Genomic DNA, 13,929 nt, shown 5'->3' with positions numbered 1-13,929 from the left:
AGGGGTGCCGGATTCGGCCCCCTCACCCGCGCCAGTGCGCGCGGTCGGGAATGGTGGTCGAGAAGATGACCGGGAAGAAGTTGCCGGGCACCAGTTCGTTCATGTCGTGCCACGCGCCACCCGGGTCGCGCTGATAGTAGCGCGCCAACCCGCTGCCGTCGTCGTAGCAGACGATGTTCGAGGTACCGAACGGACTCCAGTACGCCGCGGTGCCCGGTCGCGGCGCTTCCAGCGGCGTGCGGAAAAGATGGCCGCACGACCAGATCTCGGGGTCGTAGTAGGACGGCGCGGCGGCGGCCGACGGCGCGAGCGCCACGATTCCGGCCGCGGTCACCGCGATGGCGGACAGCCCGGCACGGACGATACTTCGCACGATTCTTGCTCCTCCCTGGGCAGAACGGACTACACACGGTATCGGCGAACCGCTGGCGATCGTCAACGGCCGACGCGAGCACCCTAGCGGGGCCGAGCGTCTCGCCATCCCCGAACCCACACCATTGGTGGACGTACCGTCCCCGCCCGCACCACCGCGGCGGTCACCCTCGGCGGAATCGGCGGGCCAGCTCGGCACGGTGCGCGGACGGTGTGCCGAACAGCGACCTGTTGAGCGTGGCGCGCTTGAGGTAGACGTGCATGCCGCTCTCCCAGGTGTAACCGATGCCGCCGTGCAGTTGCATGGCCTTGCCCGCGACCCGCACCGCCACCTCGGTGGCGTACGCCTTCGCCATCGAGGCCGCCACCGAGGCGTCCGGCGCCCGCGCGACCTCGGCACGGACGGCCGCCGTCACCAGCTGCCGCGCCACCGACACCTGCACCAGCATGTCCGCACAGGCGTGCTGAACCGCTTGGAACGAGCCCACCGGCCGCCCGAATTGCTCTCGGACACGCACATATTCGACGGTCGCGTCCAGCACGGCCGCACTGAGCCCGAGACTGTCGCAGGCGATGGCGGTCCCGGCCCGGTCGTACAGCCGTCGCAGTCCCGCCGCGCCGTCCCCCGCGAATCTCAGCACCGCCTCCGGCGCGACCGCAACCCGATCGGCGACCACGCGACCGAACACCCGCGTCGCATCAACCACCGGCTCCGCCTCGACTGCCAGCCCTTTCGCTCTCGCCTCGACCACCGCGATCACGACCGCGCCATCCGCCGCGCGGACCGGGATCAGGAGTCGATCCCCCACGGTGGCATCACACACGAATTCAGCGGTGCCACACAGCAAGCCGTCCGCCGCCGCCCCGAGCGTGAACCCCGCGCTCGCCACCGGACCAGCCCTACCGCCGGCGCCCACCCCGGCCACCGCAGCGCAGGTATCCGTCCCCGGCCCCCACGTTCCCGGCAGCACCGCGACGGGTAGCGCATCACCCGCCACGCACTCGCGAAGAAGCCTGTCCCGCTGCGGGCTTGCGGCCAGCAGGCCGAGCGCCCCGACCCCCAGCACGGCCACCGAGGGGAAGGCCGTGCGCGCCGCCGCCCGGCCGATCTCCTCGAGCACTACCGCCAGCTCGGCGAAAGTGGCTCCCGCGCCGTCGAATTCGTCCGGCGCCTCCAGACCCGGCCAGCCCGCACCGGCGATCGCCGACCAGTCCGCCGTGGCCTCGTGCCCGGATTTGGCGAGCAGGCCGCGCGCCACCGTGCGCAACTCGTCGTGGATCTCGGCGAAGTCGTTCATCATGCCCCCGTCGGCGACCTGGGGAGGCCGAGGCCGCGCTCGGCGATGATGGTGCGCTGGATTTCGCTGGTACCGCCCGGGATGGTCCATTCCCAGGAGCCGACGAAGTCGAGGACCCACGCGCCCGATTCCCAGCCGCCGGACATCGGTTTGCGCACGACGGTCTGAGCGGCCATGCCGCCCACCTCCGCCCCGAAATCCGTGATGCGCTGCAGTAGTTCGCTGTAGTACAGCTTCACGACGGAGGCGTCGGCCGGACCGGCGGTGGCCGTCTCGTGGCGCTCCACCAGCTCCCGGCACAGTGCGCGCAGCCCGGTGAGTTCGATTTCCAGGGTGGCGAGGCGGTCGCACACCACCGGGTCATCGATCGGCCGCCGCCCGCTGTCGTCCGGGCGTTCGCAAGCCTCGACCAGCCACCGGAACCCGGCGTTGCCGAGTCGTTCGGCCAATTCCAGCATGGTCAGACCACGTTCGGCGCCCAAGGTCGCGCGGGCCACCCGCCAGCCCGCGTTCTCCGCGCCCACCAGCCGGTCTGCGGGGATCCGGGCCTGGTCGAGGAAGATCTCGCAGAAATGCGATTCCCCGGTGGCCTGGCGGATCGGCCGCACCTCGACGCCGGGGGTGCGCATGTCCAGCAGGAAGTACGAGATCCCCTGGCGCTTGGGCGCATTCGGGTCGGTGCGGGCCAGCAGCAGGCACCAGTCGGCGTATTGCGCGCCGCTCGCCCACACCTTCTGCCCGGTGACCACGTACTCGTCCCCTTCACGGCGCGCGGCGGTGCGCAATGCCGCCAGATCCGATCCCGCGCCCGGCTCGGAGAAGCCCTGCGCCCAGATCTCGCCGTCGAGGATCGCGGGCAGGTGCCGACGCCGCTGCGCCTCGGTCCCGGCGGCCAGCAGTGTCGCCGCCGCGTGGTGCACGGCCACGAAGGCCAGGACCAGCCGCGGCGCGTCGTGCGCGGCGAGTTCCTGATAGAGCACGATCTGTTCCGCGACCGGCATGCCGCCGCCGTACTCGCGCGGCCAGTGCGGCACGGCATATCCGGCCGCGCGCAACCGCTGGAACCAGTCCCGTTGGAAGCGGACGAATTCCGCGTCGGAGGCGCCGGTCTGGCTCCGCCGCCAGTCGGTCGGCACGTGCGCGCGGCACCACTGCCGCACCTCGGCGCGGAACTCGGCCGGATCGCGCCCGGTCACCGCGCCCGGTCCCGCAGCGCGAGCAGCCGTTCCCGGTGTTCCGGGGTCTGCATGCTGACCACCTCGGCGGCGAACCCGGCCTGCATGGGCCCGGCGAGGGCCTGCGAGAGGTACATGTTCACCACTCTCTTGGTGCCGCGCAACGCCTCCGGCGGCTGCGCGGCCAGGCGCTCGGCCAGCTCGCGCGCCTCGGCGAGCAGCTCGCCCGCCGCTACGACCCGGCTGGCCAGACCGACCTCCACCGCGGTGGCGGCGTCGATCCGGTCGCCGGTGTACAGGTATTCGCGGGTTCGCAGGAGCGGGGTGAGCAGCGGCCAGAACGCCGCGCCCCCGTCGCCCGCCACCAGCCCGACCGCCACGTGCGGATCGGCCAGGTAGGCGCGCTCGGACATCAGCACCACATCGCACAGCATGGCGACGCTCGCGCCCAGCCCCATCGCCGGACCGTTGACCGCGGCGATCACCGGCAGCGGAAAGCGCAACAGCTCCTCGATGATCCGAGCGCCTTCCCGGATACTCTCGTCCCGGGCCACCGGATCGTCCAGAAACGACATGATCCAATCCAGATCACCACCCGCGCTGAATGCCCGCCCGGCACCCGTGAGGATGACCACCCGCGCCTCGCGGTCGGCGGCCAGGCGCCGCCACACCTCCGCCAGCGCCCGATGCAGGTCGGCGTTCACCGCGTTGAGTTCGTCCGGACGGTTGATCACGACGTGACGAACCGGTCCCTCGGCCGTCACGGTCAGCACCGGAGGAAGGTCGTCACTCATCGGCCGTATTCCCCGTTCGCTTCGAACAATCCCGCGGGGCCGTCCCGCCCGACCAATCGGGTCAGCAGGTCCTCGGTGGCGGCCGCGCCGAGTGGCAGGCGGCGCAGCGGCAGGCTGTACCGAGACAGCCACGACAGCGGCGACTCGTCGCAGAAACCCGAGGCGCCGTGCAGTTGATGGGCGATCCGGAAGACCGTGTCCGCCGCCGCCAGCATCGCCGAACGCAGCGTGAGCGCGTCGACCAGCGCGGCGTCCCGGCCCGCCTGGCTGCTCCACAGCGCATGACGCGCGAGCATGTCCGCGCCGCGCCGCTCCACCTCGGCATCGGTCAACTGGAACTGCACCGACTGGAATTCGGCCAGCGGCCGCCCGAACTGCTCCCGCACCAGGACATGATCACGGGTCAGTTCCATTGCGCGATCCAGCATTCCGAGCAACGTCCAGCACGGCAGCAGCACCGCCAGCGCGAGATCGCCGCCCCCGTCGCCCTCGAGGGGCCGAATGTCCAGTCGCGTCACGAACGCCGTCTCGCGTGCGGGCGAAAGCGGCGCACGTGCCGTCGCTACGCCGCGCACACCATCGAAGTTCACTGTCGCCCAGGGTTGTTCGATTCCCGCGATCGCGGCGGCAGGCTCGTCCCCGGCTACCACCAGCAGTCCGTCGGCGCTGCCGCCTTCCGGCCGGGCCAGGCGTTCCGCCACCGGATACGGCGTAGCCCAGTATCCCGCACTACGGCACAGCACCGCCGCCGCTTCCAGCTCCGCACCATCGCGCCGCGGCGCCAGCTCCCAGGCACCCAGGGCGCCGAGCACCGGCTCGACCAGAGCCGCCCGCCGCCCCGGCTCCCGCTCCGCCGCCCGCACCAGGTCGTCACCCCCGGCCACCGCCAGTGCCCGCACCGCCTGCTTGCCGAATTCCGTTGCCTCATCCGAGAGTTCGATACTCATGCCATGTTCCTGCTGCCGAAACTCCGCGGCGGTCATGTCCAACTCCCTCCGACAAACCTGCCCCGCCCACCACACCCCAGCGCACGGACGCCTACCGAATTCGTTTCCGCCCCAAGGCCATCACCGCGCCGGCTCGTACCGCCTCCTGACACCACAGCCCTGGCCCAGCAGCGACCAGGCCACCCGCTCATGCGGCCGCACCCGGTCGGCGGGATCGACCCAGTAGTGACCGGGCCAGCAGGATCTGCTGCATCTCGATGCTGCCCGAGGCGACGGTCGCGGCATTGGCGTAGCGCCAGTGGTCGTCCACGGCGCGACGGAAGCGGCGTTGCGCGTCACCGTCTCCCGTGACATACCCGGCCAGTTCGGCGAGGACGCCCGCACTCTCCTGGTCCAGCCTGGTCACCGCGATGCGATAGGCGGCGGTGTCGGCGGGCGACACCTGCCCGGCGCTCTGCGTGGCGACCACCTGGTAGGCCAGCAGCCGGGCGCGCCGAGCGCGAGTGAGCGCCCGCACCCAGCGCGCGCGCAACTCGGCCGGAACCTGTTCCCACCGCGCCCCGAGTACCTCCGGAGCCGCGCGCAGCAGCCGGTCGCAGCGGGCATAGCGGGCGATCCCGACCCGTTCGAAGGCCAGCACCTCCCCTACCACCGGCCACCCCCGATCGACCTCACCCAGCACATCGGCCTCGGTCGCGCGCACACCGTCGAGGAAAACCTCGTTGAGATGATGCGGCCCGAGCATCGATCGGATCGGCCGTACCTCGATCCCCGGATCCGACATCGGCAGCAGAAAGACGGTGAGCCCCTGTTGTTTCCGGCCCACCGAGGAGGTCCGCGCGAGCAGGAAGATCCACTGCGCCATGGTGGCGTAGGAGGTCCAGATCTTCTGCCCGGAGATGCGCCAGCCGTCGCCGTCGCGGCGGGCGGCGGTACGCAGCGACGCCAGATCGGATCCGGAATCGGGCTCGCTGAAGCCCTGGCACCAGATCACCTCGCCGCGCGCGATCGGCGGCAGATGCTTGCGCTGCTGTTCGGGCGTCCCGTGCCGCATGATGGTCGGCCCCACCCAGTTGACACCCATATATTGAGCCCCGCGGGGTTCGTGGTGCGCCCACATCTCCTCGCGCACCACGGTCTGCTCCCACACCGAGGCGCCGCGGCCGCCGAACTCCTCCGGCCAAGCCGCGCAGAGCAGGCCCCGATCGGCGAGCACCCGGCAGAACCGTTGGGCGACAGCCAGATCGGCGGGATCGTCGGTGAACGCGCCGAGATAGTCGGCGGGGACCTCCTCGGTTATCAGCCGCCGCAACTCGGCCCGGAGTTCCGCGGCGGACTCACCCATCGTGAAGTCCATTGCCGCACAGTACTTCAATCCTCATAAGGATAGCAATATTTGTACGGTCAATTCGCCGTTGACTAGACTGCCGCCATGACCGAGGCGACGCGCGCGTGCACCACCCCTGGGCGGCGGCCCGCATGACCGCAGCCAAGCGCGGCCGCGTGCCGCAGCGCCGGATCGCCGAAACCGTTGCCGCCGAGCTGCGCTCGCGCATCCTGGCCGGCGACGAGCACTACCGGCTGCCCACCCAGGACCAGCTGGTACAGGACTTCGGCGTCAGCTACCCCTCGATCCGGGAGGCGCTGCGCATCCTGGAGACCGAGGGCCTGGTCACGGTGCGCCGCGGCAATGTCGGCGGCGCGGAGGTGCACCGGCCCGACGAGCGGTCCGCGGCCTACCACCTCGGCCTCGCCCTGCAGGCCGCGCACGTCACTCTCGGCGACCTCGCCGCGGGTCTGCGCATACTGGAGCCGACCTGCGCGGCAGAGTGCGCCCGTCGGCCCGACCGCGCGGAAACCGTCATCCCCGCGCTCACCGAGAATGTCGACAAGTCGGCCGAACTCGTCGACGACGGCGTGGCGTTCACCCATACCGCCCGCGAATTCCACGACCTGATCGTCTCCTTCACGCCGAACCTCACCGTCCGCTACGTGGTCAGCACGCTGGTCGCGCTGTGGTCGGTACAGGAGCAGACGTGGGCGGAGACGCTGACCCGCCGCGGCGAGTACCCGTCCCCCGCCGAGGCCGCAGAGGCGGTGCGCACTCATCGCCGCCTCGTCAAGGACATCGCGGCGGGCCGGGCCGACGAGGCCGAGCGGCTGTATCGCGCCCACCTGGCCGCCACCCAGGCGCTGGTCCTCGAGCGCTTCGACGACGGCGTGGTCAACGCCTCTCCCAGCGGCGCCCGGCTGGCCATGCGGCCCGGTCCGCGCACGGGGATCTGAGCGCTCCGCTCGTGCCACAACGCGGTTGAGCAAAGCCGCCCGATGATCAGTCGGTAATCGTATTCTCCTCGTATGAGAAGAGATTATCAGTCAGACATCCGCGAACAACCCGGATCGACATCTCCGCTCACCGGTACGCGCACCGAGTTCCCCTCGTCGCCTCGAGCGGGGAAACACCATGTAGCCGTGCATCTTCCGAGCACGCACTCACAAGCTCGCAGCAGCCGGACCTTCGACTACTCGACGGTAAGTAACAACTCGAGTATTGCTATCCTTATGAGGATTGAAGTAGCGTGATGCGCGTTACACGGCCTGCGCTGCGTATCAGCGGAATGTCATTTCCGCGATGCAGCGGGTCAGAGACATGACAAGACCAACGAACTTCTCACCACTCGGAGGCCCCGCCTTGACTACAGGGGCGCGTTACCGCGGCACCGCATCGATATCCCTCGCCGAGGGTTGGAGCCTGCGACGGCTCACCCCGCCGAGCCGGCTGTTCGGCGCGAACGGCCTGCGCACCGGTCCCGACGGCCGCGTCTACGTGGCCCAGGTCGCCGGCAGTCAGATCAGCGCACTCGACGTCGGCACCGGCGAGCTGGAGACCGTCAGCGCCAAGGGCGGTGACATCGTCGCCCCCGACGACCTGGCCTTCGACGCCGAGGGCAATCTGATCGCCACCGAATACATGGACGCGCGAGTCAGCGTCCGCGGCGCCGACGGCCGCACCCGGGTGCTCCGCGCCGATCTGCCCGGCGCCAACGGCATCACCGTGTACCACGGTCGCCTGTTCGTCAACGAATGCCGCATCGGCGGGCGGCTCATGGAACTTCCCCTCGACGGCGGCGCTCCGCGGGTGCTGCAGGACAACCTGCCGATGCCCAACGCCATGGAGGTCGGCCCCGACGGGCTCCTGTACTACCCGGTCATGGGCACCAACGACATCTGGCGCATCGACCCCGACGGCGGTGCGCCGCAACGGGTCGCCGGTGATCTCGGCGCGCCCGACTCGGTCAAGTTCGATGCCGAGGGCTGCCTCGTCTCGACCCAGGCGGCGTCCGGCGAGGTGCTGCGCATCGACCCGCGCACCGGCGATCGGGTGGTGCTGGCGCGGCTGGAGCCCGGCCTGGACAACTGCACCTTCGTCGGCGACCGGTTGCTCGTGTCGCACTTCTCCGGCGCGATCACCGAGATCCGCGCCGGCGGCGAGACCCGCCCGGTACTGGATGGCGGCCTGCTGTGGCCGCTGGATCTCACCGTCGCCCCCGACGGCAGCCTCTACATCGCCGACGGCACCTTCTTCTACGTGCTGCGTGACGGCGAATTACACACTGTCGCCTCACTTTTCAGCCCCGGCAACCCCGGATACGTGCGCGGCGTCGCCGCCGTGGGCGCGGGCGAGTTCGTGTGCGCCACCTCCACCGGCCAGATCTCGCGCTACCGCCCGGGTTCGGCCGAGGAGCCGCAGGTCGTCGCCGACGGCTTCGACCAGCTCTACGGCATCGGGCAAGCCCCCGGCGGCGCGATCGTCGCCGCCGAGCTGGGCGCGGGCCGGGTGCTGTCGGTCCGGGCGGGCGAGGTCGAGGTGCTGGCCGCCGGGCTGAACGCGCCACTGGGGGTCGCATTCGGCCCGGACGGCACCGTCCTGGTGTCCGAATCGGGCGCCGGGCGTGTGGTCTCGATCGGCCCCGCCGGTGTCGACACGGTGGTCGACGGATTGGCGACGCCACACGGAATCCTGGTGCGCGACGGGCAATTACACATCGTCGACCCCGGCGCGAAGAGCGTGGTGCGGGTCGATCTCGAGACCGAGGCGCGCACCACGCTCGCGTCCGGCCTCCCCATCGGCGCACCGCCCGGCGTGGTGCCCAAACCGCTGCTCGGCACCCCGCCGTTCTCCGGTCCGATGGGCCCCTTCGCGGGCATCGCCGCCGCACCGGACGGCACCCTCTACGTCTCGGCCGATGCCGAGGGCAGCGTGCTGGCGCTGCGCGAGAAGGCGTGAGCAGCCATGACCGACAACGGATTCGGACTGCGGGGCCGCGTCGTCATCGTATCCGGCGCGGGCGGTGGCGGCATCGGCACCACGGTGACCCGCAAGGTCGCGAGCGCGGGCGCCACCGTGATCGCGGTCAGCCGATCGGCGGAGAATCTGGCGAAACACGTCGAACCGCTGGCGGCCGAAGGGCTTTCGGTGCTGCCGGTCGCCGCCGACGCGGCCACCGACGAGGGCATCGCGACGGTCCTCGAGCACGCCCGCCGGGCCGACGGCGAGTTGCACGGGCTGGTCAATGTCGCGGGCGGCGCCGCACCGTCGACCTGGATGCCGTCCACCCGGGTGACCCGGGCGGACTGGCGCGCGCTGTTCACCCAGAACCTCGAAACGATGTTCTTCATGAGCCAGGCGGTCGCCGCCGAACTGCAGTCGCGAGGCCGCGGCGGGTCGATCGTGTCGATCTCCTCCATCAGCGGAATGAACACCGCCCCTTTCCATATCGCCTACGGCACCGCCAAGGCCGCGCTGGTGTCGGTGACCCGCACCATGGCCGTCGAGCTGGCCCTCGACGGCATCCGGGTGAACGCCGTGGCCCCCGGCGTCACGCAGACCCCGGCCTCGGGCGCCTACGTCGACGAGGACCCCGGGCGCGACCGCCTCGCCATCGCCATGGGCCGCCGCGGCACCCCGGACGAGCAGGCCGGGCCGATCCTGTTCCTGCTGTCGGACCTGTCGACCTACATCACCGGGCAGACGCTGCTGGTCGACGGCGGGCTGAATCTCAAATGGACCCACCTCGGCGCCGACAACACCTCGCTGTTCCTGAAGGACGAATCGTTCCGCGCCGCCATCACCCGCTGACACCGCGGTGCCCATGAGGAGGATGTGATGACCGAAACCGATCTGCGATCGGAACCGCTGTCGACCCCGCTGGTCATCGGCGTGGACGCGTACATCTCCGAGGAATACGCGCGCGCCGAACGCGACAGACTCTGGGCCAAGGTGTGGCAGCAGGTCGACCGGGTGGAGGAGATTCCCCGTGTCGGTGACTTCCTGACCTATGAGATCCAGGACGATTCGATCATCGTGGTGCGCACCGCCCCGGACACCATCCGCGCCTACCACAACGTGTGCGCGCACCGCGGCCGCCGCCTCATCGATACCCCGCCGGGCGCGCACGACGCCCGCGGCAGCCGCAAGCAGTTCGTCTGCGGCTTCCACGGCTGGCGCTACGACCTGGAGGGCAACAACACCTTCGTGGCCGAACGCGAGGACTGGCCGTGCGGCCTGACCGGCAACGACGGGCTGAATCGAGTGCAGGTGGACACCTGGGGCGGCTGGATCTGGATCAATCTGGATCCCGACGCCGGACCGCTGCGCGACTATCTGGAACCCGCCGCCAGCCTGCTCGAGCATTTCGAACTGGAGAAGATGCGCTACCGGTGGCGCCGGTGGCTGACCTTCGACTGCAACTGGAAGGTCGCCTTCGAGGCATTCATGGAGACCTACCACGTGCCATACACCCACCCGGAGTTCATGAACTTCGGCCAGTTCCTGGGCTGGGCGCGGGCGCAGGGCAAGCACAGCAACATCGGTTACGACGCGCCGAAGGGCATGGAGGAGAACCAGGCCAAGGTGCGCCTCGGCGCCGGGCCCGACGCCCGGGTGTCGACGGCCACGCTGCAGAACTTCACCTGGGAGAACGCCAACACCAACACCACCCGCACCCTGGTCGACGTCGCGAACCGGCTGGTCGACGAGCTGCCCGAGGGCACCCCCGCCAACGAGGTGCTGCGCTACTGGCTCGACACCGCCCGCGCCGAGGACGAGGCGCGCGGAGTGGTCTGGCCGAAGGTCGATCCCGATATCGTCGCCCGGGCCGGCACCGCCTGGCAGATCTTCCCCAACTTCCAGATCGGCCACGCGCTCAACAACATGCTGTGCTATCGGTTCCGGCCCTACGGCTACGACCCGGACAAGTGCATCTTCGAGGCGGCGGTGTTCGAGCTGTTCCCGCCCGGCGAGGAACCGGAGACCGCGTGGGAGTACACGCCCGAGGGCGATCCGAACTGGAGAACCGTGCTGCCGCAGGACTTCTCGAACATGGCCGCGGTGCAGAAGGGTTTGAAGTCGCGCGGCTTCAGCGGCGCCAAGCCCAACCCGTACCGCGAACGCAGCATCGTCAACCTGCATCACAACCTCGCCTCGTACATGGGCGCCGGCGAGCCCCGCGAGCTGACCTGACCGTGGCATCCCACCCACGAATTTCGAGCAAGAGATCTAGGACATCCGAATGCGACACTGCGAGCCCACGGTAACGCCCGACGTCGACAGGGAGGCGTTGCGCCGCAAATACCTGGCGGAGCGGGACAAGCGGCTCCGGCCCGACGGCCAGCAGCAGTACCTCGAGGCCGAGGACGAGTTCGCGGAATTCTACGAACGCGATCCGCATCTGCCCGTGGTGCCGCGCGCCCCGATCTCGGCCGATATCGAGGTCGTCGTTCTGGGCGGCGGTTTCGCGGGGCTCATCACCGCCCACCGGCTGCTGCGTGCGGGTGTCACGGATTTCCGGATCGTGGAGCTGGGCGGCGATTTCGGCGGGGTCTGGTACTGGAATCGCTATCCGGGGATCCAGGTCGACTCGGACGCGTACACCTATCTGCCGTTGCTCGAGGAAACCGGCTACATGCCGACCGAGAAGTTCACCCACGGCGACGAGAACTACGAACACGCCCAGCGCATCGGGAAGCATTTCGGCCTCTACGACAAGGCGATCTTCCATACCCTGACCCGTTCGCTGGAATGGGACGAGGAGATCGAGCGCTGGCGGATCGGCACCAACCGGGGCGACGATATCCGCGCCCGCTTCGTGGTGATGTGCCAAGGTCCCTACAACCGGCCGAAATTGCCCGGTATCCCCGGCATCAAGGACTTCCGGGGCCACACCTTCCACACCGCACGCTGGGACTACGAGTACACCGGCGGGAACCTGCACGGCGGCCTGGACCGCCTCGCCGACAAGAAGGTCGCCATCATAGGCACGGGATCGACTGCCGTGCAGGCGATTCCGCATCTGGCCCGGGATGCGAAGCATCTCACCGTCTTCCAGCGCACCCCGTCCTACATCTTCGAACGCGACAACTACCCCACCGACCCGGAATGGGTGAAGTCGCTGCGGCCGGGCTGGCGGGCGGAGCGGCAGCGCAACTTCCACAACGCCGCCTTCGCGTTCTACAGCCCCGGCGAGCCGGACCTCATCTGCGACGGCTGGACCGAGGTCGCGCGCAACCTGGCCGCGAAGCTGAACGCGACGGGCGGCTGGGCCGCGCTCGCCGATCCGGCGAAGTTCCTGGAGCTCAAGGAGATCGAGGACTACCGGGCGATGGAGCGGCTGCGGCGGCGGGTCGAGGAGATCGTCGAGGATCCGGAGACGGCCGAGAAGCTCAAGCCCTACTACCGCAACATGTGCAAGCGGCCGGTCTTCAACGACGAGTACCTGCCGACCTTCAACCGCCCCAACGTGACGCTGGTCGACGTCTCCGACACCAAGGGCGTCGAGCGCATCACCGCGCAGGGCATCCTCGCCCACGGCGTCGAGCACGAGGTCGACTGCATCATCTTCGCCAGCGGCTTCGAGATCACCACCTCCCTGGACCGCCAGTACGACATCGAGCCGTTCACCGGCCGCGGCGGCCGCTCGCTCTACGAACACTGGGGCAAGGGTTTCCGGACGCTGCACGGCATCACCACGCACGGGTTCCCGAACATCTACTTCACCGGGTTCATCCAGGGCGGCGTCACCGCGGCCACCACCCTGATGTTCGAGCAGCAGGCCGACCACATCGCCTACATCGTCGAGCAGGCCCAGCAGCGCGGCGCCACCGTGGTGGAACCCACCGCCGACGCCGAGGCCGGCTGGGTACAGACCATCCGCGCGAACACCGTCGACAACAGCACCTTCGTCTCGGAGTGCACGCCCGGCTACTACAACAGCGAGGGCGAGCCGAACGGGCGCTCGTTCCTCGGCGACCCGTTCTGGGGCGGCTTCTACGTGCTCGAGGAAATGTTGCAGGGCTGGCGAGACGCGGGCGACCTGGCGGGCTTGACCTTGAAAAAGTGATACGTCCAGCCGGAGAGGACCGAACACCGTGCCTGAACTGAGATTCGACGATCGCGTCGCCGTGATCACCGGCGCCGGACGGGGATTGGGCCGCGCCTACGCCGAACTCCTTGCCGCCCTGGGCGCGAAGGTGGTCGTCAACGACGTCGGCGGCACCACCCGCGGCGACGTCTTCGAGGCCGATGTGGCCGCGGCGGCGGCCCGGGCGATCAAGGACGCCGGGGGCGAGGCGGTGGCCAACACCGACTCGGTGGCCACGGCGGCGGGCGGGCGGGCGATCGTCGAATCGGCCCTGGACCATTTCGGCCGCCTCGACATCCTGATCCACAACGCGGGCAACGTCCGCTACGGATCGCTGACCGAGCTGAGCTACGAGGATTTCGAGGCCGTCGTGGACGTGCATCTGCGCGGCGCCTTCCACGTGGTGCGCGCCGGTTTCCCGGTGATGAGCAAGGCCGGGTACGGGCGGGTGGTGCTGACCTCCTCCATCGGCGGCCTCTACGGCAACAAGGCGGTGGCCAACTACGCCGTCGCCAAGGCCGGGGTGATCGGACTGTCCAGCGTGGTCGCGCTGGAGGGCGCCGACGTGGGCGTCAAATCCAACGTCATCGTGCCCTCGGCGCTCACCCGGATGGCCGCGGGCATCGACACCTCGGCCTATCCGGACATGCGGCCGGAACTCGTGGCACCCGCCGTCGGCTACCTGGCGCACGAAACCTGCACGCTCAGTGGCGAATTGCTGGTGTCGATCGCGGGCCGGCTGGCGCGGGCCTATATCGCCGAGACGCCGGGCGTGTATCAGCCCTCGTGGACCGTCGGCGAGGTCGCCGCGCGCATCGACGAGATTCGCAATACCGACAACTCCTGGATCCTGCCGCCCGCGTCGGCCCATGCCGACCACATCGGCAGAAGCTTCGCGATGGCCAGGGCAGGGAAGTGAGGAC

Annotated in this window: 12 protein-coding genes; 6 read left to right on the top strand and 6 right to left on the bottom strand. The window is 69.7% G+C overall.

What is annotated here, in order from left to right; all coding sequences use genetic code 11:
- Positions 1-22: 22 nt before the first annotated feature.
- The 6 genes from NWFMUON74_RS14070 to NWFMUON74_RS14045 all read right to left on the bottom strand — a co-directional run bounded on the left by NWFMUON74_RS14070 (position 23) and on the right by NWFMUON74_RS14045 (position 5,943).
- Positions 23-373, bottom strand: a complete 351-nt coding sequence (locus NWFMUON74_RS14070) for a hypothetical protein (RefSeq protein WP_187688239.1) — start codon at positions 371-373, stop codon at positions 23-25.
- A gap of 163 nt (positions 374-536) precedes the next feature.
- A complete protein-coding gene (locus tag NWFMUON74_RS14065) occupies positions 537-1,673 on the bottom strand; it encodes an acyl-CoA dehydrogenase family protein (RefSeq protein WP_197987016.1) in 1,137 nt (378 codons plus the stop codon).
- Positions 1,670-2,866: an acyl-CoA dehydrogenase family protein gene (locus NWFMUON74_RS14060; protein ID WP_187688238.1), complete on the bottom strand. Its 1,197-nt coding sequence runs from the start codon at positions 2,864-2,866 to the stop codon at positions 1,670-1,672. The genes NWFMUON74_RS14065 and NWFMUON74_RS14060 overlap by 4 nt, the downstream gene beginning before the upstream one ends.
- Positions 2,863-3,639, bottom strand: coding sequence for an enoyl-CoA hydratase/isomerase family protein (locus tag NWFMUON74_RS14055; protein ID WP_187688237.1), 777 nt, complete (start codon positions 3,637-3,639; stop codon positions 2,863-2,865). Before NWFMUON74_RS14055 ends, NWFMUON74_RS14060 begins: the two co-directional genes overlap by 4 nt.
- Positions 3,636-4,586, bottom strand: coding sequence for an acyl-CoA dehydrogenase family protein (locus NWFMUON74_RS14050; RefSeq protein ID WP_187688236.1), 951 nt, complete (start codon positions 4,584-4,586; stop codon positions 3,636-3,638). Before NWFMUON74_RS14050 ends, NWFMUON74_RS14055 begins: the two co-directional genes overlap by 4 nt.
- 187 nt (positions 4,587-4,773) lie before the next feature.
- Positions 4,774-5,943, bottom strand: a complete 1,170-nt coding sequence (locus tag NWFMUON74_RS14045; protein WP_187688235.1) for an acyl-CoA dehydrogenase family protein — start codon at positions 5,941-5,943, stop codon at positions 4,774-4,776.
- A gap of 122 nt (positions 5,944-6,065) precedes the next feature.
- On the opposite strand from NWFMUON74_RS14045, the gene NWFMUON74_RS14040 reads away from it, so the two are divergent.
- The 6 genes from NWFMUON74_RS14040 to NWFMUON74_RS14015 all read left to right on the top strand — a co-directional run bounded on the left by NWFMUON74_RS14040 (position 6,066) and on the right by NWFMUON74_RS14015 (position 13,925).
- Positions 6,066-6,872 carry a FadR/GntR family transcriptional regulator gene (locus NWFMUON74_RS14040; RefSeq protein ID WP_187688234.1) on the top strand — a complete coding sequence of 269 codons (807 nt, stop codon included), beginning with the start codon at positions 6,066-6,068 and terminating at the stop codon, positions 6,870-6,872.
- Positions 6,873-7,236: 364 nt separating this feature from the next.
- The gene (locus tag NWFMUON74_RS14035; protein WP_187688233.1) at positions 7,237-8,874 is read left to right on the top strand and encodes an SMP-30/gluconolactonase/LRE family protein; all 1,638 of its coding nucleotides are present in this window, start codon (positions 7,237-7,239) and stop codon (positions 8,872-8,874) included.
- A gap of 6 nt (positions 8,875-8,880) precedes the next feature.
- A complete protein-coding gene (locus NWFMUON74_RS14030; RefSeq protein WP_187688232.1) occupies positions 8,881-9,726 on the top strand; it encodes an SDR family NAD(P)-dependent oxidoreductase in 846 nt (281 codons plus the stop codon).
- 27 nt (positions 9,727-9,753) lie between these two features.
- Positions 9,754-11,109, top strand: a complete 1,356-nt coding sequence (locus NWFMUON74_RS14025) for an aromatic ring-hydroxylating oxygenase subunit alpha (protein WP_187688231.1) — start codon at positions 9,754-9,756, stop codon at positions 11,107-11,109.
- A gap of 49 nt (positions 11,110-11,158) precedes the next feature.
- Positions 11,159-12,985: a flavin-containing monooxygenase gene (locus NWFMUON74_RS14020; RefSeq protein ID WP_187688230.1), complete on the top strand. Its 1,827-nt coding sequence runs from the start codon at positions 11,159-11,161 to the stop codon at positions 12,983-12,985.
- A 28-nt stretch (positions 12,986-13,013) separates the two neighbouring features.
- On the top strand, positions 13,014-13,925 hold the full coding sequence (locus NWFMUON74_RS14015; RefSeq protein WP_187688229.1) for an SDR family NAD(P)-dependent oxidoreductase: 912 nt from the start codon (positions 13,014-13,016) through the stop codon (positions 13,923-13,925).
- Positions 13,926-13,929 lie beyond the last annotated feature (4 nt).

This window comes from Nocardia wallacei (genome assembly GCF_014466955.1).
Taxonomy (GTDB): Bacteria; Actinomycetota; Actinomycetes; order Mycobacteriales; family Mycobacteriaceae; genus Nocardia; species Nocardia wallacei.
The sequence above is the reverse complement of the archived record's forward strand: the minus strand, read 5'-3'. Positions and strand labels throughout refer to the sequence as shown.

Coding starts and splice junctions, on each gene's coding strand:
- NWFMUON74_RS14055 (WP_187688237.1), bottom strand. CDS start 3,639: ATGAGTGACGACCTTCCTCCGGTGCTGACCGTGACGGCCGAGGGACCG.
- NWFMUON74_RS14035 (WP_187688233.1), top strand. CDS start 7,237: ATGACAAGACCAACGAACTTCTCACCACTCGGAGGCCCCGCCTTGACT.
- NWFMUON74_RS14025 (WP_187688231.1), top strand. CDS start 9,754: ATGACCGAAACCGATCTGCGATCGGAACCGCTGTCGACCCCGCTGGTC.
- NWFMUON74_RS14065 (WP_197987016.1), bottom strand. CDS start 1,673: ATGATGAACGACTTCGCCGAGATCCACGACGAGTTGCGCACGGTGGCG.
- NWFMUON74_RS14020 (WP_187688230.1), top strand. CDS start 11,159: ATGCGACACTGCGAGCCCACGGTAACGCCCGACGTCGACAGGGAGGCG.
- NWFMUON74_RS14050 (WP_187688236.1), bottom strand. CDS start 4,586: ATGAGTATCGAACTCTCGGATGAGGCAACGGAATTCGGCAAGCAGGCG.
- NWFMUON74_RS14030 (WP_187688232.1), top strand. CDS start 8,881: ATGACCGACAACGGATTCGGACTGCGGGGCCGCGTCGTCATCGTATCC.
- NWFMUON74_RS14045 (WP_187688235.1), bottom strand. CDS start 5,943: ATGGACTTCACGATGGGTGAGTCCGCCGCGGAACTCCGGGCCGAGTTG.
- NWFMUON74_RS14040 (WP_187688234.1), top strand. CDS start 6,066: ATGACCGCAGCCAAGCGCGGCCGCGTGCCGCAGCGCCGGATCGCCGAA.